Source organism: Shewanella hanedai, assembly GCF_007197645.1.
Taxonomy (GTDB): Bacteria; Pseudomonadota; Gammaproteobacteria; order Enterobacterales; family Shewanellaceae; genus Shewanella; species Shewanella hanedai.
Window position 1 is genome coordinate 186,450 of record NZ_VKGK01000005.1, and the last position, 24,766, is coordinate 211,215.

Annotated in this window: 15 protein-coding genes; 14 read left to right on the forward strand and 1 reads right to left on the reverse strand. The window is 41.5% G+C overall.

From position 1 onward, the window contains the following. The first annotated feature begins 18 nt into the window (after window positions 1-18). The 14 genes from pepN to rmf all read left to right on the forward strand — a co-directional run bounded on the left by pepN (window position 19) and on the right by rmf (window position 24,157). Entirely contained in the window at window positions 19-2,583 is a 2,565-nt protein-coding gene (pepN, locus tag FN961_RS06440) for an aminopeptidase N (protein WP_143563731.1), read from the forward strand. Window positions 2,584-2,852: 269 nt separating this feature from the next. Then, window positions 2,853-3,077, forward strand: a complete 225-nt coding sequence (locus tag FN961_RS06445) for a DUF2835 domain-containing protein (RefSeq protein ID WP_143563732.1) — start codon at window positions 2,853-2,855, stop codon at window positions 3,075-3,077. Between the two features lie 320 nt (window positions 3,078-3,397). Further along, on the forward strand, window positions 3,398-5,446 hold the full coding sequence (locus FN961_RS06450) for a DUF1302 domain-containing protein (protein ID WP_143563733.1): 2,049 nt from the start codon (window positions 3,398-3,400) through the stop codon (window positions 5,444-5,446). An 18-nt stretch (window positions 5,447-5,464) separates the two neighbouring features. Beyond that, entirely contained in the window at window positions 5,465-6,829 is a 1,365-nt protein-coding gene (locus FN961_RS06455; protein WP_143563734.1) for a DUF1329 domain-containing protein, read from the forward strand. Between the two features lie 59 nt (window positions 6,830-6,888). Beyond that, on the forward strand, window positions 6,889-7,911 hold the full coding sequence (locus FN961_RS06460; protein ID WP_143563735.1) for a beta propeller repeat protein: 1,023 nt from the start codon (window positions 6,889-6,891) through the stop codon (window positions 7,909-7,911). A 13-nt stretch (window positions 7,912-7,924) separates the two neighbouring features. Then, window positions 7,925-10,237, forward strand: a complete 2,313-nt coding sequence (locus FN961_RS06465; RefSeq protein WP_143563736.1) for an efflux RND transporter permease subunit — start codon at window positions 7,925-7,927, stop codon at window positions 10,235-10,237. Window positions 10,238-10,510: 273 nt separating this feature from the next. After that, window positions 10,511-15,355, forward strand: a complete 4,845-nt coding sequence (locus FN961_RS06470) for an NAD-glutamate dehydrogenase (RefSeq protein ID WP_143563737.1) — start codon at window positions 10,511-10,513, stop codon at window positions 15,353-15,355. Between the two features lie 113 nt (window positions 15,356-15,468). Beyond that, the gene (pyrD, locus tag FN961_RS06475) at window positions 15,469-16,491 is read left to right on the forward strand and encodes a quinone-dependent dihydroorotate dehydrogenase (RefSeq protein WP_143563738.1); all 1,023 of its coding nucleotides are present in this window, start codon (window positions 15,469-15,471) and stop codon (window positions 16,489-16,491) included. 164 nt (window positions 16,492-16,655) lie between these two features. Then, window positions 16,656-17,189 (forward strand): cell division protein ZapC, encoded by a 534-nt coding sequence (locus FN961_RS06480; RefSeq protein WP_143563739.1) that lies wholly within the window; start codon window positions 16,656-16,658, stop codon window positions 17,187-17,189. Between the two features lie 359 nt (window positions 17,190-17,548). Further along, a complete protein-coding gene (rlmKL, locus tag FN961_RS06485; protein ID WP_143563740.1) occupies window positions 17,549-19,684 on the forward strand; it encodes a bifunctional 23S rRNA (guanine(2069)-N(7))-methyltransferase RlmK/23S rRNA (guanine(2445)-N(2))-methyltransferase RlmL in 2,136 nt (711 codons plus the stop codon). Continuing rightward, window positions 19,677-19,913 (forward strand): glutaredoxin family protein, encoded by a 237-nt coding sequence (locus FN961_RS06490; protein WP_229814626.1) that lies wholly within the window; start codon window positions 19,677-19,679, stop codon window positions 19,911-19,913. The genes rlmKL and FN961_RS06490 overlap by 8 nt, the downstream gene beginning before the upstream one ends. Window position 19,914: 1 nt before the next feature. After that, the gene (locus FN961_RS06495) at window positions 19,915-21,834 is read left to right on the forward strand and encodes an ABC transporter ATP-binding protein (protein ID WP_143563742.1); all 1,920 of its coding nucleotides are present in this window, start codon (window positions 19,915-19,917) and stop codon (window positions 21,832-21,834) included. A 47-nt stretch (window positions 21,835-21,881) separates the two neighbouring features. Continuing rightward, window positions 21,882-23,804 carry a DUF3466 family protein gene (locus tag FN961_RS06500; RefSeq protein WP_143563743.1) on the forward strand — a complete coding sequence of 641 codons (1,923 nt, stop codon included), beginning with the start codon at window positions 21,882-21,884 and terminating at the stop codon, window positions 23,802-23,804. Window positions 23,805-23,980: 176 nt separating this feature from the next. Beyond that, window positions 23,981-24,157, forward strand: a complete 177-nt coding sequence (rmf, locus tag FN961_RS06505) for a ribosome modulation factor (RefSeq protein ID WP_143563744.1) — start codon at window positions 23,981-23,983, stop codon at window positions 24,155-24,157. Window positions 24,158-24,238: 81 nt separating this feature from the next. Here the strand turns inward: rmf and fabA are convergent, their stop codons facing one another. Beyond that, entirely contained in the window at window positions 24,239-24,754 is a 516-nt protein-coding gene (gene fabA, locus FN961_RS06510; RefSeq protein WP_143563745.1) for a bifunctional 3-hydroxydecanoyl-ACP dehydratase/trans-2-decenoyl-ACP isomerase, read from the reverse strand. Between the last annotated feature and the right edge of the window lie 12 nt (window positions 24,755-24,766).

Consider the following 24,766-nt stretch of genomic DNA (forward strand, 5'->3'; position numbering starts at 1 on the left):
GGGATAAAAGGTAGACACATGACACAAATTAAAGCGAAATACCTCAAAGATTACTTATCGCCAGCATTCACTATTACCCATCTTGATTTGAGCTTTGACTTAGCAGGCCCAAATACTCAAGTGACTGCCAAAAGTCAGGTAGTTCGTCATGATGACGAACAAACGACGCTAGTGCTTGATGGCGATTCGATGAAGTTGATTTCAGTTAAGATCAATGGGGCTGAAGTTAATTATACCCAAGGGGAAACTACGCTGACGATTGAAGCTGATCTGAATGCGTTTGAATTAGAGATTGTTAATCAACTCGATCCAGAAGCTAACTCAAGCCTTGAAGGTCTTTATATGTCTGATGGTGCTTATTGTACTCAGTGTGAAGCTGAAGGCTTTAGACGTATCACTTACTTCCTTGATAGACCAGATGTTCTTGCTATTTATAGTGTTAGAATTGAAGCCGACAAAGTGGCTTTTCCCTATCTATTAAGTAATGGCAATTTCATGGATCAAGGTGATCTCGAAGGAGGTCGTCATTTTGTGCAGTGGCAAGATCCTTTCCCAAAACCTGCTTACCTGTTTGCCTTGGTGGCCGGTGATTTCGATCTCTTAGAAGATGAGTTTATTACCCGTAGCAAGCGTCCTGTAAAGCTTCAGGTTTTTGTCGATAAAGGTAATCTACACAAATCTCATCATGCGATGGCATCATTGAAAAAGTCCATGGCGTGGGATGAGTCTCGTTTTGATCTCGAATATGATCTCGATATCTACATGATCGTTGCCGTTGATTTCTTTAATATGGGCGCGATGGAAAACAAAGGCTTGAATGTCTTTAACACTAAATATGTATTGGCAGATATCGATTCGGCAACGGATGATGATTATCACGGTATTGAGGCTGTGGTTGGTCATGAGTATTTCCATAACTGGACGGGGAATCGAGTGACGTGTCGCGATTGGTTCCAGTTAAGTCTTAAAGAGGGATTGACCGTCTTTAGGGATCAAGAGTTCAGCTCTGATCTCGGCTCTCGTGCTGTAAATCGTATTCATGCGATTAAAGTGATCAAAAACCAGCAGTTTGCTGAAGATTCTGGGCCAATGGCTCACCCAATTCGACCTGAATCTGTGATTGAAATGAATAATTTCTACACGGTTACAGTCTATAACAAGGGTGCTGAAGTGATCCGCATGATGCACACCTTACTCGGAGAGTCTGGTTTTCAAGCGGGTATGAAGCTCTACTTTGAGCGTCATGATGGCCAAGCGGTGACCTGTGATGACTTTACTGCTGCGATGCAGGACGCCAGTAGTGTCGATCTTAGTCAGTTTATCTTATGGTACAGCCAATCAGGTACGCCGATTGTGAGCGTTAAAGAGCGCTATGATGAGCAGAAGGCACAATATTCTTTGTTAATTGAGCAGTTCACACCTGCAACTGCTGATCAAACAGAGAAAGCGGCACTGCATATTCCGTTTGATTTAGAGCTGATATCACCAAACGGTGATTCTATGTTGACTGAAGTGCTCAATGTTAAGTCTGCTAGTGAAGAGTTTGTCTTTGACAATATCGCTCATAAACCGACGCCTTCTTTGTTACAGAACTTCTCTGCTCCCGTGAAACTTGATTTTGATTATTCCGTTGAGCAGTTGGTTCACTTGATGCGTTTTGCATCAAGTGAAGTGGCTCGCTGGGAAGCCTCAGTTGCGCTATTTAGCCAATCAATCTGGGCGAATGTTGAAAACTTAAATGCAAAACAGGCAATGCATGTTGATCTTAGACTGACCGATGCTTATCGAGGCATATTACTGTCTGAGTCGTTAGATCCTGCGCTTGTGGCAGAGATTTTAACGTTCCCAAGTGTTTCAGCGTTAATTGAACAAGTCAGTTCAGTTGAGCTTGATATTCTGGCCACTGCACGTGACTTCGTTATTGAAGAGCTTGCATCGGCATGTGAAGATGAACTACTGACTCGCTACCGAGAGCTGGTTAACATTGATAGTTCAGCAGCTCGCTCGCTTAAAAATGCGTGCCTGCTCTTATTACAAAGAGTATCAGACCAACATCAAGATCACGCAAAGTTACAGTATGAGCTTGCAGTCAACATGACTGATAGCTTAGGCGCTTTACAGGCGTTAAATGGAGCTGAATCGGCCTTAAGAAGCGAGCTTATGGCGGATTATGAGACTAAATGGCTTGAGACACCGTTGGTGATGGATAAATGGTTAACTCTACAAGCGACATTAGGCGCCGATACGTGTCTAGAGAGGCTAGAGGCGCTAACTGAACATGCATCTTTTAGTTTCTCAAATCCTAATAGGGTTCGTTCGTTAGTCGGTGCGTTTGCTGCCGCTAACTTAGTCCAGTTCCATCGCCATGACGGTAAAGGCTATGATTTCTTAACTGACACTATTATTAAGTTGAATAAATTAAACCCTCAAGTGGCGGCGAGACTTATCACTCCCTTGATTCAATTTAAAAAATTCGACATTCATAGGCAAAATTTGATGAAAGCGTCTTTGGCTCGAATTTTGGCACTACCAGAACTCTCAAGCGATCTTTATGAGAAAGTGTCAAAAGCGCTTGATTGCTAGTCAGAGCTTAGAGTCAGTTCGAACTGTTTGTGCATAAATGAGCTCAGCATGCAGGATTCAGCGTGCTGATAAGTGGAAAAGTTAAGCTTAGTTACTGTCACTACATTCCCTTGATGCCACTACTAATGGCGGTGTTTAGGGAATCATAGTACTCATTAATTTTTTTAACTTTGACGTGTTTAAGCGAGCATGTTGAAGTGTTCTGAACATATATAACGCCTATAACAGCTCTGTTATAGGCATTGTTCTCTCTTATAAGATTTAAAAAGATGATTTTTTACTTTTCTCTTAATGTTAATTTCCAAGAATTTGAACGGTATTACCAAGGCCATGTTACTAAGGTCGAAGTGCATGATCAAAATGGTAAAACACTTTGGATTAATGGCAGACATTTCCGACCTTTTTTAACAAGGTCTGGGATCAAGGGGCAATTCAAAATTGAATTGACCAGTACTGGCGAACTATTGTCGTTGACACAAATTTCGCCAATATAAATTAGAGTATTTACTTCAAACGACCGATTATATTTCTATAGCAAGATTGCTCGATCTTCTTACTCCTATCTCATTGTTATTAAGATTATTTATTGTCGCATTCAAGGCTAATCCTACCTCTTTTAGTTCAATTTTAAATCAAGCGTTTAAATTATTGTTTTATTATTGACGAAACTGCTTAAAACTTCAGAAGATTTTCTTATCTTCTGCCTTGCTCATGAGATGTAAATGCTGTAACAATGGTGTTACCTGTCGGCTAACAAGATGTTGGTTGTCATTCCTATAACAAAGAATCCAGCAGGTTACGGAGAAGAGCTAAAATGAAAAAGGTTACTAACGGCTTTAATAAGTCGACGCTTGCATTAGGGATCGTCGCGGCACTGACAATGGGAGTTACATCCAGTGTTAGTGCAATATCATTCAATTGGGGAGAGGTTGAAGGCACATTCGATACAACCTTATCAGCGGGTGCGAGTTGGCGCGTTGAAGGTCGTGACTGGGACAACCACATCGGCAAGGTCAATCATCCTAACTTCGATTGGTCTAATTATTCAGCATTCAACAATCCAAAATATACCTCAGCTCAGATATGGGCGCAGCCAGGGTCATACTCCAGTAATGGTGATTTGAGTAATCAACTTTATTCGAAAGGTGACACTACCGCTGTTGTATTTAAGGGATTACATGAACTGTCTCTTAAATATAAAAACTTTGGGGTGTTTGCGCGAGGAATGTATTTCTTCGATCAAAAAGCCAATAATGGCAGTTATGGCTACACCGATCCGATAACGGGTAAGGATTATGATCCGTGTAGTGATTCGAAAGCATCGGATGTGCAATGTAAAGATATTCGACTTTTAGATGCATTTGTTTATGGCGACTTCGATTTTAATGATGGTGCCAATCCACTTACCGTTCGTATCGGTAACCAAGTGGTATCTTGGGGAGAGAGCACACTCATACCACACGGAATTGGTGTCATTAACCCTGTTGATCTTAATATCCTTAATGCACCAGGTTCTGAATTAAAAGAGGCCTTTAGACCTCAAGGCATGATCTGGGCATCTTTGGGTCTTACAGATGAAATGTCGGTTGAAGCTTTTTACCAGTACGATTGGGAGCCGGTCTGGGTACCAACTCCTGGTTCATACTTCTCTACCAATGATTTTGCAGGATACGGTGGTTATGGTCAGAATGCTCAGCTAGGTTTCAACGCTAACCCTGATATTAACCTTGAGTTTTTAGAGCAAGAGTATAATAACTTAGTCGCGATGATGGCATCAGGCCAGGTTTCGCCTGAACAGTTAGGTGCACTGGCTTTGGCTTATCCAACCAAAGTGACCTTAGTTGAAGATCAGGCAAGTGCAAGTGATTCGGGTCAATTCGGTCTTAAGATTGGCTATTACGCCCCTGAACTCGGTGAAACTGAGTTTGGCCTGTATTACATGAATTACCACAGTCGTAGACCATTAATTAGCGGTACAGTTGCCAATTTCACACAAGAAGCGATTGCTGGCGATCTTAAGACCCTTGGTGGCATTGCAGCTAGTGGTGGCACGGTTGATCGTGAAACCCTACTAGGCTTAGAAACATTCTCTAAGGCACAAATCGTTTATCCAGAGGATATTCAACTTTACGGTTTAAGTTTCAATACGCTAGTTGCTGATACTTCAGTCGCGGGTGAAATTGCCCACCGTATGGATGAGCCACTGCAGATTGATGATGTTGAATTGTTGTTTGCAGCTATGCCACAGCAGCTAGCAAATGCAGGTCTGCGTCCTGATCTGGATGGTATTTCACAAATGGGTGTGATTGCACCTGGTGAAACCGCACAAGGTTATATTTTACGCGATACGACTCAGGCACAATTTACGTTAACACACCTATTTGGACCTACATGGGGCATGAGTAATTTAGTCATGCTAGCTGAAGTTGGTGGTGTGTGGATCCATGATATGCCTGATCAAGATGTACTGCGCTTAAACGGTCCTGGAACGGCTCGTTCTGGTGGTAACCCTGATATGCCAGGTATTATCCAAGCATTACAAGATGGCGTTGAAACGAATCCATTCCCAACTGATTTCTCTTGGGGATACCGTTTAGTGGCTAAAGCTGACTACAATAACTTGTTTGCTGGCGTCAACATGTCACCTCGCATTATCTTCTCTCATGATGTTGAAGGCATCACTCCGGATCCTATGTTCCTATTTACTGAAGGTAAGAAGTCTGTCTCTGTTGGCGTTAACTTTGATTATCAGAGTCGCTGGGGTGCTGATTTCTCTTACAACAGTTTCTTTGGTGGCGTAGGTACGACAAACCAGATGTCTGACCGTGATTACGTGTCATTTAACATCAAGTATTCAATCTAAATCACAAGGACAATAATAATGAATAATCTTGGGATATTGTCGGCTGCTGTGATGGTTGCACTAAGTGCTCCAAGCGCACTGGCTAAAGTCAGCGAGGCAGAAGCTGCAAAGTTAGGTACTGAGCTAACCCCTATGGGTGCAGTCAGAGCGGCGAATGCCGATGGCTCCATTCCAGCTTGGGATGGTGGTATTAAATCTGCTGTTGCGGGATACGAGAAGGGGATGCATCACCCTGATCCTTTTTCGCAAGATAAGATTGAGTTTACGATCACTAATGCTAACAAAGATAAGTATAAAGCGAATCTTAGTGAAGGTCAGATGAAGCTGTTTGAGCTTTACCCTGACACTTATAAGATGAACGTTTATCAGACTCGTCGTACGGCATCTGTTCCTCAGTTTGTCTATGACGCTACTAAAGCCAATGCGACCCGAGCTGAACTTGTTTCAGAAGGTAACGGCGTTAAAGGTGCATCGATAGGTGTTCCTTTCCCGATGCCGCAAAATGGTTTAGAGGTTATTTGGAACCATGTACTGCGCTTTCGTGGTGTTGATGTCGAAACAGCCCGTAGTCAAGCTGCACCAACCGCTGGCGGCAGTTATACATTGGTTGAAACATCAGAGGAGATTCGATTCCAGTATGCTCGCCCTGAAATGACTCTCGATAAGTTGAATGCAACCAACACCTTGTTTTATTTTAAGCAAGTGGTGACTCAACCTGCGCGTTTGGCAGGCACAGCTCTACTGGTTAAGGAAACAATGGATCAGGAAGCGTTACCCCGTCAAGCTTGGACCTATAACACGGGTCAGAGACGTGTACGTAAAGCGCCTAATGTCGCATTTGACACTCCAGGTTCAGTATCTGATGGCCTGAGAACAACCGATGATTTCGATATGTTTAACGGCTCTCCAGTGCGCTATAACTGGGAGTTGATCGGTAAACAAGAGGTATATATTCCGTATAACGATTACAAACTTCATTCAGATAAGCTGGAGTATGATCAAATTGTTCATCCCGGTCATATCAACCCTGAGTTTGTTCGTTGGGAAAAGCACCGTGTTTGGGTTGTTAAGGCTCAACTGAAAGAGGGAATGCGTCATATCTATAAGACTCGTACTTTCTATATTGATGAGGACTCTTGGCAGGTTTCTCTAGCCGACATGTACGATAATCGTGATGAGTTATATCGTGTTGCTGTTGCACACGGTCTTAACTATTACGAAGTTCCTACGCATTGGAGTACGTTGGAGGTTTTTCATGATCTTCAATCACGTCGATATCTCGCTATGGGCCTAGATAACGAAGGCCGTATGTATAACTTTGATGCTAAGTTGAGTGAAGCTAATTTCACTCCAGCAGCATTAAGACGTGCAGGTATTCGTTAACTCTCCCCGATACATCAGGGGCACAGAGATGTGCCCCTTTATCTCTTAAGGAAGTTTGTATGTTGTCTAGCATGCTTCGATTGATCTTAGTTTTTTTATTGGCTGCGACTTTATTTCCGCTTTCAGCTATGGCTAATGGCTCTTTTAGTTTAAAGAATCAAATTCAACCTTTGGCTATTAAGTCAAACATTCTCGATATCGCCGTTAACGAGCAGACGATGGTCGCTGTTGGTGAGCGAGGACATATTTTTATTTTTGACGATGAGAATACTCCTAAGTGGCGTCAGGTTTTATCACCCACATCGGCACACCTTACGAAAGTATTTTTTATCAGTCCTAAACTCGGTTGGGCAGTGGGTCATGATGCGACCATTGTTCATACTCAAGATGCTGGTTTAACTTGGCAGGTTCAGATGAGCTCGCCTGAGATTGAAAAACCGCTATTTGATGTGCTCTTTTTTGATGAGAACCATGGTGTTGCGATTGGTGCATATGGCCTATTTTATCGTACTAGCAACGGTGGAATTGACTGGACCGCAGAATACCACGAAGAATTACTGCTTGAAGACGATGTGGCTTACCTAGCAGAGTTAAAAGCGGAAGATGAAGCGATATACCTTAGTGAGCGTAGCACACTGCTACCACATTTTAACCGTATTATAGCCACAAAAGACGGTCGTTTTATGATGGTTGGAGAGCTTGGCCTTGTGTCGATATCCGATGATCGTGGACTTCATTGGCAAAAACTTGATTTTATCTATGATGGATCGCTCTTTAATATTATTGAGTCAAAAGAGAGTTTTTATGTCATGGGCTTGCGAGGGCATCTGTTTCAAACGGCAATGGATTTGGCTCAATGGGGTGAAATTACGTTACCGACAGATTCCACGATTAATGGCGCCATGCTGATTGATGGTGGAATACGTGTCGTTGGCAATGCTGGTGTCGTGGTAGACATTACTGACAGTGGAGAAAGTGAGCTGATTGCTCAGCGTCAAGGTGAGAATCTCGTTTCTATCGATCAAGATCCTCAGGGGCATGTGTGGGTTGCAGGTACTAAAGGCCTCTTCGAACTAAAATAATAGGATCCTTAAGATGTTAGATAAAATGGTCAATGGATTTGAATCCTTCCTATTTAGGCACAGGGTTTTTGTCATAATCTTGTTTATGCTGACAACTCTTTTTTTAGGGTTTCAAGCCAGTAATTTAAAGATGGATGCGGCGTTTATTAAAAATATTCCGCTAAATCATAGCTATATGCAAACTTATTTAAAGCATCAAAAACAATTTGGTGGTGCGAATAGTATTATGGTTGCGGTAGAAGATACCAGTGGCGATATCTTTAATGAAACCTTTTTTGATGCGTTGAAAAACGTACATGATCAACTTTTCTTTATTCCTGGTGTGGATAGATCACAGGTTAAATCACTGTTCTCTCCCTCAACACGTTTCACTGAAGTGGTCGAAGATGGCTTTGCCGGTGGTCCTGTTATACCAGCAGATTTTTCAACCACTGAAGCTGGATTAGCCATCGTTAGAGGAAATATTGAGAAAGCGGGCATTGTAGGACGCTTGATCGCAGAAGATTACTCTGCTGCTATGGTCTCTGCTCAGTTGATGGACTTTGATCCTCAAACTGGTGAACCTCTCGATACCTTGGCGTTTGCTGAACAGTTAGAGCAAGAGTTACGGACGCAGTTTGAAAATGAAGACATCAAAATCCACATCATAGGGTTTGCTAAGATGGCGGGGGATGTGGCTGAAGGCGCAAAAGGGGTGATGCTATTTTTCCTTATAGCTATCTTAGTCACTGCGATCATGGTTTACCTGTTTTCTAAATCATTAGTACTGACGTTTTTACCTTTAGCTTGTAGTTTGATAGCTGTTATTTGGCAGTTGGGTCTATTAACTGTGGTGGGATTTGGTTTAGATCCTATGTCCATTTTGATCCCATTTCTGGTGTTCGCGATTGGTGTGAGCCACAGCGTACAGATGATCAACGCTGTTAGGCGGAGAGTGGCTGATGGCGAAACCACTAAAGCTGCTGCGGCTTTGGCTTTTCGAAGTTTATTGATCCCTGGCGGTATTGCCTTACTATCAGATACTGTTGGCTTTTTGACCTTGCTGGCAATCGATATAGGCATTATCCGTGAACTGGCTATCTCTGCATCACTCGGTGTGGGTGTGATCATTCTGACTAACCTTATCTTACTTCCTTTAGTGATTTCATATACTCATGTGTCAGTTCCTAAAAAATTGGCGAATGAATCTCAAAGTAAAATCAATCAACTCTGGAGAAAACTGTCGCTGTTTGCCACGCCAAAATATGCGATTTGGGTTTTGGTTATCACAGCAGTTCTTTATGGGTTTGGAGCGCAGCAGGCGAGTTTGATGAAAGTCGGTGATCTACAAGGTGGGGCACCAGCACTGCATTTAGATTCAAGATATAATCAAGATACCTTCTATATTACGGATAAATTTTCCATCACGACTGATGTGATGACCGTGATTGTTGAGGCGTTTCCTGAAGCATGTACCTATCATTCAGTATTAACTCAAATTGATGAGTTTGAATGGATTATTGGTAATACACCAGGGGTTGAAGCAACGGCAAGCTTAGCTTCGGTAGCAAAACGTGTCAACGCTGGCTTTAACGAAGGCAATCCCAAGTGGCAAGTGTTACCTAGAACAACTGCGAGCCTTGTTCAGGCTGTGGGAAGGGTGCCAACTACTTCAGGTTTATTGAACAGTAATTGCTCAGTTATGCCTGTTTACCTGTTTTTGAAAGATCATAAAGCGGAAACGATTGAACTGGTCATTGAAAAGGTTAAAGCCCTTTCGGCTGAGATGGATAATGACAAGATACAGTTCAAGCTAGCATCTGGCCCTGTTGGTGTTATGGCAGCGACGAATGAAGCTGTAGCGGAAGCACAGTTACCCATGATGCTTTATGTATATGGTGCGGTTTTTGTACTCTGTCTGATTAGTTTTAGATCGTTAAGGGCTACTATCGCGGTCATTTTACCCCTTTATGTTGTTTCGACACTGGCTCAAGCGTTAATGACACAACTCGATATCGGCTTGGCGGTGAGTACATTACCCGTTATCGCATTAGGCGTAGGTATTGGTGTGGACTACGGCATTTATATTTTATCGACGATGGCAGTTAGACTGAGAGATGGCATGAAAGTGCAAGATGCTTATTATGAAGCGTTAGTTGAACGAGGCAGTGCGGTGATATTTACCGGTCTGACTTTGGCTATTGGCGTGAGTACTTGGTTTTTCTCTGCATTAAAGTTCCAAATGGATATGGGGATCTTGCTTACATTTATGTTTTTAGTAAATATGTTGGGCGCCATAATTATTTTACCCGCAATTGCCGCCTTCTTCTGGCGAAAACCTCGATAGCTGGCATAAACAGGGAGCTTCGGCTCCTTTTTTATTGCATTCTGTTTTGAATAGTTACGCTTAAATCGCGGTTGTTTGTTCATATTAATAGATAAAAGCTTGCTGTAACTGGTTTTATAGTGGATCTACCACTAAAATAACACTCGAAAAGTGTCTGTTTTAGTAATAGACTTCGCGCATGACCTAGGTCACATTATTCGAACAGGTCATTTGTACAAGCATCCCAAAAAAATATATATAAAGCGCTGCCATAGACCCTAAGGAAACAGCAACATGGCTTTGAAAGATGCAATGCCTTCAGTACTACTAGAAAATGTAGTCAACTTAATTCACTCTAAAGTTCCTAATGCTCAAGCAAAACAAGTTGAGCAATTTGCAAACTGCCTCTATGCCCACATGTCCAAAGATGATCTTAAAGCCCGTAATGATAGTGATCTTTATGGTGCCGTATTAAGTCTTTGGAACGCCGCAAACCTGACATTACAAGGTCAGTCGCATATTCGGGTATTTAACCCAAGCCAGTCAAAGCATGGTTGGCAATCAACACACTCTATTATCGAAGTAATCCAACCGGATATGCCTTTTCTGGTCGATTCAATCAGCATGGCATTGAATCGTATGGGGATTACTGCCCATATGATTTTACATACCCCTCTTTCCATCAAGAGAACTAAAGGGGGGATCTCTCAGGTTCGGTATTGTGATGAGACTGATGACAAATCTGAGAAAATGGCCATTTTCCTTATTGAGATTGATAGACAAAGTTCTGATAAAGAGATTAAGCGCTTAGAGAAAGAAATTGAGTCTGTATTGAGCGATGTTGCTGCATCAGTTAATGATTGGAAAGCGATGTCTGAAAAGCTCAGTTCAACCATCACTGGACTTGCAACTCGACCTTATCCTGGCCACAAACAGGAGCTTGAAGAGGCAACAAACTTCCTTAATTACCTTAATAACCACCATTTTACGCTTCTGGGATATCGTCGTTATGATCTTCGGAAAGTTGCGGGTGATTTAGAGCTTGTTCCAGATCCTTCAACAAGCTTAGGTTTAATGAATATTCCGGGTAAACCTCAGCCAGAAAGTGGGCTATTACTGTCTAATTTCTCTGAAAGTGCTCGTAAAGAAGCGCTTGATAACAGTTTACTTATCTTAACCAAAAGTAGTGAAAAGAGTCGAGTTCATCGACCAGCCTACGTAGATTATGTTGGTGTTAAACGTTTCGATGAGCAGGGTAATGTAATTGGCGAAGATAGATTCTTGGGCCTTTACGCGTCGAACTTGTATAACAGAAGCCCACGTGAGATCCCTCTGTTAGCCGAGAAAGTTCAACGTGTACTCGATCGCTCGAATTTAACCCCACGTTCACACGATTACAAAGCCTTGATGCATATCCTGGAAACACTTCCACGTGATGAGCTTATCCAAGGTAATGTAAAGCAACTTGCTCATCTTGCTCATGGTGTGCTTGAGATGCAAGACCGCGACAAACTCAAATTGTTTGTTCGTAAAGATGGTTTTGGTCGTTTCCTTTCTTGTCTCGTTTATGTATCTAAAGATAGGTATAACACTAAGCTGCGTGAAGATACCCAACGCATTTTAGCTCAGCATTTCAATTCAGAGGCTGATGTTGAGTTCACGACTTATTTCTCAGAATCAACGCTTGCACGAACCCATTACATAGTTAAAGTCGATAACAATAATATGGATGTAGATGTGGCTGCCATTGAAAATAATTTAGCTGAAGCTGCGCGTTCTTGGGAAGATAAACTCAACGATGCACTAAGCAGTACCCAAGGTGAAGAATCAGGCACTGGGTTAACTAAGCGCTATATCAACGCTTTCCCTCGTAGCTATAAAGAAGATGTGCTACCAAGTTCTGCCGTTGTTGATATTCAGCATCTTGAAGCGTTAGATGATAACCATAAATTGGGAATGCTTTTCTATCAGCCACAAGAAACAGCGCTTAATAACAACAAAGTACGGTTAAAGCTTTTTCACAAAGATGAACCAATCCATCTGTCAGATGTATTGCCTATGCTTGAAAACTTTGGCTTGCGTGTGATCAATGAAAGACCGTACGAGTTAAAGACTTGTAATAACGATACTTACTGGATTTTAGATTTCTTGATGACAGTGCAAGGCACGTCAACTCAAAGTATCGCTGACAGTCAAGTTCGTTTCCAAACGGCACTAGCCGATGTTTGGGATAAGCATCTTGAAGATGATGGTTTTAACCGCTTAGTACTTGGCACTGGGCTCAGTGGGCGTGAAGTTTCAATATTACGTGCTTACGCGAAATATATGCGTCAGATAGATGCTACTTTTAGCCAAGCTTATATTGAAGAGACCTTTACTCGCTATCCTCAAATCGCCGAGCTATTGGTTAAAATGTTTACCCGTAAGTTTAATCCTAAGCTTAAAACGCGCACGCTAACTAAGTTTTTAGGGCAAATAGATTTATGTTTAGAAGAGGTTTCAAGTTTAGATGACGACCGTATTATTCGTCGCTATTTAGACCTCATCAATGCAACGCTAAGAACGAACTTCTATCAGCTTGCTGCTGATGGGAGCGACAAAGAGTATGTATCATTCAAGTTCTCACCTGAACTGATACCTGAAATGCCTCGTCCTTTGCCTAAGTTTGAAATTTTCGTTTATTCCCCAAGAGTTGAAGGTGTTCACCTTCGCGGCGGTAAAGTCGCTCGTGGTGGTTTACGCTGGTCTGATCGTCGTGAAGATTTCCGTACCGAAGTACTTGGCTTAGTTAAAGCACAACAAGTTAAAAATACGGTAATTGTACCAGTTGGTGCTAAAGGTGGTTTTGTCTGTAAGCAGTTGCCGACAGAGGGCGGGCGTGAGGCTTTCTTTACTGAAGGTCAAGAGTGTTACCGTATCTTTATTCGTGCATTGCTCGATATTTCTGACAACATTGTGAACGGCGAAGTCGTACCGCCACTTAATGTCGTTCGTCATGATGAAGATGATCCTTATTTGGTTGTCGCAGCCGATAAAGGCACTGCAACCTTTTCCGATATCGCCAATGCCATCTCTGAAGAGTACAACTTCTGGTTGGGTGATGCATTTGCATCCGGTGGTAGTAATGGTTATGACCATAAGAAGATGGGAATTACCGCACGTGGTGCATGGGAGTCCGTCAAACGTCACTTCCGTGAAATGGGTATTGATTGCCAAACAACAGATTTTACCTGTTTAGCCATTGGTGATATGGCTGGTGATGTGTTTGGTAACGGTATGTTGTTGTCAAAGCACACTCGACTTGTCACTGCATTTAACCACATGCATATCTTTATCGATCCAACACCTGATGCTGAATCAAGCTACAAAGAACGAGCTCGCCTGTTTGACCTACCGCGTTCAAGTTGGGAAGATTACAACAAAGAGTTGATATCTAAAGGCGGCGGCATCTTTATGCGCTCTGCTAAATCGATTACTTTGACGCCTGAAATGAAGAAAATGCTCGACACGAAGAAAGTATCGATGAATCCGACGGAACTGTTAAAAGAGTTGCTGAAGATGAAAGTTGATCTTATTTGGAATGGCGGCATTGGTACTTATTTAAAGGCCACTAAAGAAACCCATGCTGAAGTGGGTGATCGCGCTAATGATACATTGCGAGTTAATGGCAATGAGGTACAAGCGAGGATCATTGGTGAAGGTGGTAACTTAGGTTGTACTCAGCTTGGTCGAATTGAATATGCTGCTAATGGCGGTCGTATGAATACCGACTTTGTTGATAACGTTGGTGGTGTTGATTGTTCTGATAATGAAGTTAACATCAAGATCTTACTGAATGCCATTGTGGCTGATGGTGAAATGACGTTAAAACAACGTAATCGCTTATTGGTTGATATGACAGATGAAGTTAGTCGTATTGTTTTACAAGACTGTAAAGATCAAACTCGTACCATCTCGATTACTCAAGTACGCGGTGCTGAACAATTAAAAGAGCAGATCCGATTTATACATTATCTTGAGAAAGAAGCTAAGTTAGATCGCGCTCTCGAGTTTTTGCCTACAGAGGATGAGTTAGCAGACCGTCTTGCAAATGGTAAGCCGTTGACCAGACCTGAATTATCAGTGTTAGTCGCGTACTCCAAAATGTTGTTAAAAGAGCAGCTGTTAACGCCAGAGATCACTGAAGATCCTTTCTTAAGTATGCTATTGGTTGAGTATTTCCCTCAGCAACTTCAGGAGAAGTATCGTGACCGTATGGTGGCTCATCCTCTTAGAGCTGAAATTATCGCGACTTCACTTGCAAACGAGCTTGTTAACGATTTAGGTCTTAATTTTGTACAACGTATGCAAGATGAGACTGGTGCCTCAGTAGCTGAAGCCGCCATTTGTTACACTATGGCTCGTGAAGTGTTTGGTTTAGCTGGTATAACTAAAAATATTACATCTCTCAATGGCCTTATTCCTGCTGTTGTACAGGGGGAGATGTTACACCAGATCCGCCGAAATATGCGTCGTGCATGCCGTTGGTTCTTACGTCACAGAAATCGCAGTCAGAGTATTCAACAAACCGTTGAGTTTTTTGGTCCTGTATTTGCTGATCTTAAGGCTAATGTTCATAGCTACATGGTTGAAGCTGAAGTTGAAGGTATACGCCTTGAAATTGCTGCATTAATCAAAGAGGGTGTAACAGAAGAGGTCGCAACGAATGTTGTGAATATGAGTACTCTGTTCTCTGCTTTAGATATTGCACAAATTGCAGAATGTGAGACTAAACCTGTTGCTCTTGTTGCTCAGACTTACTTCAAGTTAGGCGCTAATGTCGAATTACATTGGTTCTTAGATCAGATAAGTGCTCAACCTGTTGCGAACCATTGGCAGGCGCTTGCAAGAGCGGCATTTAGAGAAGAGTTAGATTGGCAACAGCGCTCATTGAGTTCGGTGGTACTTCGTACCTGTACTGAAACTTGTGATGCGGATAGTATCATTACGCAATGGATAGATTCTAATCAAGGATTGTTGGAGAGATGGTTCCACATGCTAGCAGATTTCAAGACTTCACAAAGTCATGAATTTGCAAAGTTCTCTGTTGCTTTACGTGAACTGAACCTATTGATTCTTCATTGTGAAGGTCAAAAGTAAATAACTATAATGTAGATACTCAAATAATAGATAGATACTGAAAGCTGCATCTTGACGTATTTTGAGTATTAGCCCTGGCAATTGCCGGGGCTTTTTTCGGTCTAGGAGAAAAGATGTTTTACACACTCGCTCAGAAGGTCATGTTTCAGATGGATCCTGAAAAGGCTCATCATTTTGCTATTAACAGTTTAAAGGCAACGGCGAATACGCCTTTAGATTGTTTCTATGCCCAGAAAATCGACTCGACTCCTGTAGAATTTATGGGAATAACTTTTCCCAACCCAGTAGGTTTAGCTGCTGGAATGGATAAAGATGGAGAGTGTATAGATGGTTTTCATGCGATGGGCTTTGGTCATATTGAAGTCGGTACTGTTACTCCACGACCACAACCAGGCAATGACCTGCCTCGCCTATTTCGATTAAAGCCTGCTAAAGGCATTATCAATAGAATGGGTTTTAACAATAAAGGCGTTGATAACCTGATTGCTAATTTAAAATCGGCAAAATCAGGTGCCCTAATTGGTGTCAATATTGGAAAGAATAAAGATACACCAGTAGAGCAAGGTAAAGATGATTACCTTATCTGTATGGATAAAGTTTATGAATATGCTGCATATATCGCAGTAAATATTTCATCTCCGAACACGCCTGGTTTACGCAGTTTACAATACGGCGATCTCTTAGATGATCTATTAGGATCGTTAAAGTCAAAGCAGAAAAATCTTGCTGAAAAGCACGGTAAGTATGTCCCGATTGCATTAAAAATAGCGCCAGACCTTTCAGATGAAGAAATTCAGAAAATTGCTGATTCGCTTATTAAAAATGAATTTGATGGTGCCATTGCCACTAATACTACGTTAAGTCGTGATGGAGTTAGTGGTCTAATGAATGCAAATGAAGCGGGTGGGCTTAGTGGTAAACCGCTGAATTCATTGTCTACATCAGTCATTAAAAAACTGTCTATTTGTTTAAATGATCAGATCCCTATCATCGGTGTCGGTGGAATTAATTCTGCTGCTGATGCAATGGATAAACTTGATGCGGGTGCAACTCTAGTACAAATATATTCAGGGTTTATTTATCAGGGACCTAAATTAATAAAAGATATTGTTGATGCCTGCAGAGTGCGTAAATAGAGAGTTCTAAATTAAGATCTTATAAGGATCGCGCGATCGTTTTGTAGATCGCGAGATCCTCCGTAACACATTGTAAAATAGATTTAAATATTAAAATTTTGTTTTGATATTGGACAAAATATCTACTATTATCGTTAATGTATTCAATATAAATGGTAGACATTATGTTATTAATGCCAAAAAGGGATTGGCAGTGGAGGTATGATGATTCGCACGGAGTGTTAAGCGTTTCATTGGGAGCCGAAATGGAGTTTTTGACTCCATATAAATCAAAACTTTTAATTCCAGATGCCTTATCGGAATTAGAATTTAGTGTTGAACACGCCAAATTTTATATTGATTTTGTTGAATTGCTCACCAAATCTATCAATATTTCAGATGCTGCTAAAGTGCAATTAGCGTTAAATGGCACTGCCGCGTATTTCTTGTTAAAACCTCAAATGCCTAAATCTTGGTTTTTTGATACAAGTAGTATGTGTGTTTATAGCGAGATTGGAAAAGTCTTTCAGCTTCGATGCCAAGGAAATAGTGTTCAAGTACTTGTTGTAGAGACGAGCATTCAAGCATCTCTGGTAATGCTTCTTTCCAAAGAGTTAGCGCTTAATTCCACTAAGACTTTAATGCAGTTTGAGTGCATTAAAGTGATGCATGACAGATTACACCCATTGAAGATGAATAGAGCCATTGCAGCTGCATAGATAAGCTTGTTGCTGCCAATGTGTGTTTGGCGGTTTTGAATCAATTAATTCATCATTATTTTCCCCATCACTATTCTAAGCCCGTCCATTGTTAAAAAGTCTCATGCTTCTATACATCAAATAGTACTGATTGTGTACCAGTCGAAAGCCATATATCGGATATCAATTTGGTAAAATCACACCATTCACGTTACATAAAGTCGCTGCTTTGCTCGATAATTGAGCTGCGCAGTACCTGCCAGTTGCTTAAAATCTAATCTGGTTGGATATATCACAACCTAAACTAATAACTTTTTATCATTTATGTGTTCTACAAGGTATAATGCTGCATTAATTTTTACTGTGTACCGATTCTATTGATGTTAAATTTTTTTGCTGCGGCTCCTAGGGGCTATGAATATGCGTTATCACTTGAGTTGGCTGAACTCGGTGCGTCTGATATTAAAGAAAGTGTCGCTGGGGTATATTTTACCGCTTCACTTGAGTTGGGCTATCGGATCACGCTTTGGTCGCGAATCGCAAGTCGGATAATTTTCGTTATCCATAAAGGTCCATGTGAATCTCCAGAACAGCTTTATAATGCTGCTTATGGTATTGACTGGCAGATGCAATTCAACCATCGCAGTACATTTAGTATCGACTTCCATGGCATGGGTGGTTTCATTAATAACACCATGTTTGGCGCTCTTAAAATTAAAGATGCCATCGTGGATCGTTTCCGTGATGATGATTGCCCGAGACCTGATGTGGCTCGTGTGGATGCAGATTTTAGAATTGATGCACACTACCGTCGTGGTCAAATCACTATCGGTTTGAACTTCTCCGGCCCTGCGTTACATAAGCGCGGTTACCGAGCAACCACTGGTGAAGCGCCGTTAAAAGAAAATTTAGCGGCTAATATGTTAATGCGCAGTGGATGGCAAAAGAATCCGGTGACGTTACTGGACCCTTTTTGTGGTAGCGGTACTATTTTGATTGAAGCTGCCATGATGGCTTGTGATATCGCACCAGGTTTACATCGCGAGCGTTTTGGTTTTGAACATTGGCTAAGACACAATGATAAGTATTGGCAAGAGTTACTGGATGAAGCTAAAGCGAGAGCATCAATCGGTGTAACTCGCTGTACGACTAAGTTTTATGGCTCTGATATTGATTCACGTATTGTGGCACTTGCGAAAAAGAACGCTGAAAATGCGGGTGTGCTCAGTCTTATCGATTTCAGTGTTACAAATGCTTTGAATATAGAAGTACCAGCAGAGACTGGCTATTTAATTACCAATCCACCTTATGGTGAGCGATTAGGTACAGTGACTGCACTCTTGCAGTTGTATTATCAGTTAGGTGATAAATTTAAAGCCGAATTCGGTGGTTGGAATCTTGCTGTATTGAACAGCGATGTTGAACTGTTGTCGGCTTTAAAGCTAAAAGCTGACAAGCAGATGAAGATGAACAACGGTGCATTAGAGTGTGCGTTTAATCTTTATACTGTCCATGCAACAAATACTCGCCGCGTTGACCCTGCGAATATTAATCGTGATGGTGATGTCAGTGACATTGCTGTTCCGTTTGCGAATCGAGTAAAGAAGAATTTTAAGCAACTTGAAAAGTGGGCGAAGAAAGAGGGCATTGATAGCTATCGTATTTATGATGCCGATCTACCTGATTATAAAGTGGCTATCGATAAGTATTTAGATTACGTCGTTATCCAAGAATACACGGCGCCAGTTGATATTCCTGAATCTGTGACTAAACGCCGTCTTACGGATGTGTTGATCACTTTACCTAGTGCAATCGGTATCAATCCTGAAAATATTATCTTAAAAACCCGTGAGAAACAAAAAGGCACTAATCAGTATGAAAAGATCCAAGCGAGCAAGCTTGAACTTATCACTACTGAGTATGGCGCCAAATTTAAGCTAAACCTTAAAGAGTATCTTGATACTGGTTTGTTCCTGGATCATCGATTGACCCGTAAGCTTGTGAGGGAGATGTCTAAAGGCCGTAAGATGCTTAACCTGTTTGCTTATACGGGCACCGCATCGGTTCATGCTGCGCTTGGTGGTGCAACATCCGTGACGACGATTGATATGTCAAACACCTACATTAACTGGGCTAAAGAGAACTTTGCTCTTAATGGATTGAATGACAATAAATATGAATTTGTTCAAGCCAACTGCCTAACATGGATTAAGCGAACCCATGATAAGTTCGACTTTATCTTTATTGATCCGCCAACCTTCTCTAATTCAAAGCGCATGGAAGACTCCTTTGATGTTGAGAGAGATCATGTGGCCATGTTGACCGATTTAATTAAGATATTAAATCCTGGTGGCGAAATTATTTTCTCCAACAACAAGCGTAAATTCAAGATGGAAATAGAAGCCTTGAATGCCGTAGGTATTGAAGTTAAAAACATCGATGATAAGACGTTGCCGATGGACTTTAAACGTAACCCTCATATTCACAATACCTGGTTACTTACTCATAGTGGTTAAGCACACCAATTATATTTTGTTTCACACAGATGCTTGTCATCTGTGTGAACTTGCTGCTGCACTGCTCACCCAAGCTGGAGTTTTGTTCACCCATCAAGACATTTGTGATGATGAAGACTTGGCTGAGCAATATGGTATCCGCATTCCCGTATTAAAACAGATCGATACCAACAAAGAGCTAAATTGGCCTTTTGATATCGATACATTAAAAGAATTTTTAGGAGCATAACTTGAGTTTAGTTCGTATTAATAATGGTTCGTTAGCTTACGGCTACACACCACTATTGCAAAAAGCGGATTTCACCATTGAAGCTGGTGAACGTGTCTGTATTGTTGGCCGTAATGGTGCTGGCAAATCGAGCTTAATGAAAGTCTTGAGTGGTGATGTCTTACTCGACGAAGGTGAATTTAACATCGCGACAGATGTTAAAGTAAGCCGTTTACAGCAAGATCCCCCTAAAGCAGAGCCTGGTACTGTTTATTCTTATATTTCAGCGGGTCTGCAAGAAGTGGGCGAGAAGCTGGAACGTTACCACCAATTAGCTCATGATGTTGGCAGTGCCGATCCCGTGCAAATGGAACGTATGCTTAAGCAGATGGAACGTCTGCAAGAGGATATCGATCACCTTAATGGCTGGCAGCTTGATAGCCGAATCAACCAGAACTGTGAATTGTTAGGCTTAGATCCTGACAGTGCGTTAACTGAACTTTCTGGTGGATGGCAACGTAAAGTCGCATTGGCCCGAGCACTAGTCAGTGAGCCTGATCTACTGCTGTTGGATGAGCCAACTAACCATCTCGATATCGATACCATTGAGTGGCTTGAACAATTTTTAATGAGTTATAAAGGCGCTATCGTTTTTGTTAGTCATGATAGGGGCTTTATTACAAGAATGGCGACTCGAATCGTGGATCTTGATCGCGGCGTAGTCACTTCGTGGCCAGGTAACTATCAAACATATTTAGAGGGTAAAGCTGAGTGGTTGAGAGTCGAATCTGAGCAGAATGCACTCTTCGATAAGCGATTAGCCGAAGAAGAAGTTTGGATCCGTCAAGGAGTCAAAGCGAGACGAACGCGTAATGAAGGCAGGGTGCGTGCACTTAAAGCCCTAAGAGATGAGCGTATGGCCAGACTTAATCGTCAAGGCGGCGCGAAGATGGCCGTTGCTGATACAGACCGTTCAGGCAAGCTAGTCTTTGATATTGAAGGGCTTAACTATAATTTACCAGATAAGAACTTAGTTAAAGACTTTACGTCTGCGGTAATGCGTGGCGATCGTATTGCACTGATTGGTCCAAATGGTTGTGGTAAATCGACATTGGTGAAATTGTTAATTGGTCAGCTTGAAGCACAATCAGGCACTGTCAAAGTGGGGACTAAACTAGAAGTCGCGTACTTTGATCAGTATCGAGAAGCGCTTGATCCAGAAAAAACAGTTGAAGAGAATGTTGGCGAAGGTAAAAAGACCGTCACGATTAATGGCCAAGACAGGCATATCTTAAGCTACCTACAAGACTTCCTTTTCTCGCCAATGAGAGCGAGAACTCCGGTTAAAGCACTGTCTGGTGGTGAGAAAAACAGATTGTTATTAGCTCGTTTACTATTAAAACCAGCAAACTTAATTATTCTAGATGAGCCAACCAACGATCTCGATATTGAGACTCTTGAGTTGTTAGAGTCTCTGCTGACCGATTATCCAGGAACGCTGTTAATCGTCAGTCATGATAGGGCATTTATTGACAATACCGTGACCAGTAGTTGGTGGTTTACTGGTAATGGTGGTTGGAGTGAGTATGTTGGTGGTTATCAAGATGCGGTATCTCAAGGTGCTCGTTTTTATTCTCAGGAACCTCAGGAGATAAACACTGTCCAACCTGTTAAGGTTGAAGTTCTTGAGGTTAAATCTGAGTCGAAAGTAAAATCGGAAAAGAAACTTTCTTATAAATTACAACGTGAACTTGAATTGCTTCCAGCTAAAATGGAGCAGTTAGAGGAAGAGGTTGCAGCGTTACAAGAACAGATTAGCGCTCCAGAGTTTTATGCTCAGGATCAAGAAAAAATAAATATCCAACTTGAATTGTTTACACAAAAAGAACAAGAGTTGGAAGTGTGCTTTGAGCGATGGGAAGAACTTGAGTCGCTCAAGTAATACGAATAACGATAATTAGAACTCGAATTAGTAAGGGAATAGCGTTAATGAAGTTTACATTGGATAAAGCCCTATCATTAGTAGCAGTAGGCGTAATTGGTGCTCTTCAGGGAGTGCAAGCGGCTCCAGTTTATGAGATAAAAAACTTAAGTGAAGTTTACCAATCTGATTCAGATTCAGCTGAGCTGATTGGTACTCTGCAAAAGACTCGAAATGGTTATGGTATGGCCATTAATGCTGATGGAGAGTCGGTTGCAATTGCTAAAGGTAGAAAGAAGCTAACTGTTTCAGAAGATGACGATGACGGTGTTATCGACATTGAAGACGGTATTGCGCCGGAAGAGAGGATCACTTTTTCCATTGATAAACCCATTATCGCTAACAATTTCTCATTTATCGCCAGTGAGTTTGATAGTGCAAAGCCTTGGTTACCCGTGTTTGATTCGGTTAATAGCACAACCGACCCAAGTTTAACTGATGCTGATGTGCCAGAAACCATCAACTCTGTTGATGTCTATTATTTTGGCATTAACGATACTGGTACCAAAGTGGGTTCAATGACCTCAAAAGAGCTAACTGAACCTTATGACGGAACAAATGCTGATCAGGATTTTTGGTATTATCGTGAATTTGAAGAGCGTGGTTTTAGCAAGGATGAGAGCGGGACTGAGCTTCAATTAACACCTCCTTGTACTTGGTATGAAAAGGACACAGCGTGCAGTAACACCCCAGGTGCGGCCGATGATGAGGATAGAGTCAATATCGGTGGTTATTCTGTTGCGGCGGCTATTAACAATGCTAATCTTGTCGTGGGTTATGCGGGTACTGAGCTCACCAATGATTCAAAAACTCGTATTGATACCTGTATAGCAGGGGATACTTATCCTACTGATATATGCATTCAAAAAGAGCAATATCCAGACTCTAACGGTAATAGCCGAATTAACTATCATGTTCGTGCCTATGTTTGGGAGCTGAACGCTGACGGTAGTGAAGTTGCTGGTACTCAAACGCTGCCACTAGGGTTTGAGACAACTTCTGAGACATCATATACAGCTCAAGGGCTAGGTATTAATGATAGCGGGGTTGTTGTGGGTCGTTCGCATAACAAACGTCCTGGTAATGACGACCGAATTTCTTTTGATGCTTTTTACTGGACGCCAGACGGTGTTGATGGCGCTTATCAAGCACATTGGGTGTCAATGATAGATGATAGGTATCAATCGATAGCTTACGGTATCAACAACAGTGGCATTTTGGTTGGTAGTTACAAACAATATATTGAAGGTTATATTCGTGATAAGTTTTTTTACTTTGATACGAACAACCCTGATAGCAAAATTGTAACTCCGAATGATTTTTACAATTCACTATCAGATCTTGGCAGTAAACCTAAAGATATTAATGATAAAGGACAAGTGGTTGGTTCAATCGAGACGACTCACGAGAAAGATAAGCCTCGTCCTAAATCTGGTTTTCTGTTTGATAAAGAAGCAACAGAGTTCAATGACTTAAATAAACTGCTGACCTGTGAGTCAAAAGGGTTCGAGAAAAACTCAGACAACGAATGGGTTCGTGAAAAAGTTGAAGTCACCAGTGGTGGTGTGTTGTTGGCTTATTCAAAAGACATTAAAGTTGTTGAAGCCAATAGTATTAATGAAGATGGTGTCATAGTGGGGACTGCTTTTGTTCGCAAACCTCAGTACCAACTTGATACAAACGGGAATCTAGTGATAGAAAATGGTGAGCCTGTATTTGCTGTAGATGGCAATGGTGACCCACTTACCTCATATCTTCCTCGTATGGTTGTTCTTCAAACTGATGGCGCTGTTGCAGATGAAGCTTGGCTTGCTGCGAATAACTGTGTTGATGACAATGGTGAAGATGAGAACTATGTACGAAAAGGGGCTGCCAGTTTTGCATGGTTATTTGCTTTGCCTCTACTTTGGTTCCGCCGACGCTTTAAATAGATTCAAGTGATAAAAAAGTCGAGGCATTTGCCTCGATTTTTTTTATTTAAAAAACTCAACAGCTTAAAAAATAACCTCCAAAAGAGGTCGGATTTTGATTGATCTTAGTCTAAAAAAGTTCTATTCATAGTATGTGAAGCTATTGCTTCTTTGTATCTAGATCAGAGGGTTTTTGCATGAAAAGACAAAAAAGAGATCGTTTAGATAGGGCTTTTTCGAAAGGGTTTCAAGCTGGAGTTGGAGGTCGGTCAAAGGAACATTGTCCTTATTCGATGCTAGACTCTAAGTCACAATGGTTAGGAGGCTGGCGAGAAGGGATAGATGGCCGACTGAGTGGCTTATTTAACAAGTAGTTAGCAGCTTGCCCTCGCAACACACTAAATAGAGTCGAGTTATGAGGGCATTTTTATATTTGTAATTGTTGATTTTATTTTTTAAAAAGAAGAGGTATCAGTAAAAATACCTACTTTCAGATCTTTAGCGCTATATATTTCACGTCCATCTACTTCCATGACGGCATCAGCGATTCCCATCACTAACTTGCGGTAAACCTTACGTTTAATAGTAAGCTTATAAGTGACTTTTTTAGCTTCTGGTAGCACTTGGCCAGTAAATTTCACTTCACCAACTCCTAGTGCTCGTCCTTTGCCCTCAGCACCTTCCCAGCCTAAGAAGAAACCAACGAGTTGCCATAATGCATCTAAACCAAGGCATCCTGGCATTACAGGGTCCGTTTCAAAATGACATTTAAAAAACCAAAGATCGGGATTAATGTCGAGTTCAGCTACAATTTCACCTTTTCCAAATTCTCCACCATCAGCATTAATCTTGATGATACGGTCTATCATCAACATATTATCTATGGGAAGACGAGGAGAGTTCTCATTAAATAACTTACCATGGCCACAGGCGATAAGATCTTGTTTATTGAAACTGTCTGCTTTACTCATTTTTTACTTCAC

Bases quoted from the DNA above. Each gene is read 5' to 3' on its own strand.
- pepN (WP_143563731.1), top strand. From the start codon at position 19: ATGACACAAATTAAAGCGAAATACCTCAAAGATTACTTATCGCCAGCA.
- FN961_RS06445 (WP_143563732.1), top strand. From the start codon at position 2,853: ATGATTTTTTACTTTTCTCTTAATGTTAATTTCCAAGAATTTGAACGG.
- FN961_RS06450 (WP_143563733.1), top strand. From the start codon at position 3,398: ATGAAAAAGGTTACTAACGGCTTTAATAAGTCGACGCTTGCATTAGGG.
- FN961_RS06455 (WP_143563734.1), top strand. From the start codon at position 5,465: ATGAATAATCTTGGGATATTGTCGGCTGCTGTGATGGTTGCACTAAGT.
- FN961_RS06460 (WP_143563735.1), top strand. From the start codon at position 6,889: ATGTTGTCTAGCATGCTTCGATTGATCTTAGTTTTTTTATTGGCTGCG.
- FN961_RS06465 (WP_143563736.1), top strand. From the start codon at position 7,925: ATGTTAGATAAAATGGTCAATGGATTTGAATCCTTCCTATTTAGGCAC.
- FN961_RS06470 (WP_143563737.1), top strand. From the start codon at position 10,511: ATGGCTTTGAAAGATGCAATGCCTTCAGTACTACTAGAAAATGTAGTC.
- pyrD (WP_143563738.1), top strand. From the start codon at position 15,469: ATGTTTTACACACTCGCTCAGAAGGTCATGTTTCAGATGGATCCTGAA.
- FN961_RS06480 (WP_143563739.1), top strand. From the start codon at position 16,656: ATGTTATTAATGCCAAAAAGGGATTGGCAGTGGAGGTATGATGATTCG.
- rlmKL (WP_143563740.1), top strand. From the start codon at position 17,549: ATGTTAAATTTTTTTGCTGCGGCTCCTAGGGGCTATGAATATGCGTTA.
- FN961_RS06500 (WP_143563743.1), top strand. From the start codon at position 21,882: ATGAAGTTTACATTGGATAAAGCCCTATCATTAGTAGCAGTAGGCGTA.
- rmf (WP_143563744.1), top strand. From the start codon at position 23,981: ATGAAAAGACAAAAAAGAGATCGTTTAGATAGGGCTTTTTCGAAAGGG.
- fabA (WP_143563745.1), bottom strand. From the start codon at position 24,754: ATGAGTAAAGCAGACAGTTTCAATAAACAAGATCTTATCGCCTGTGGC.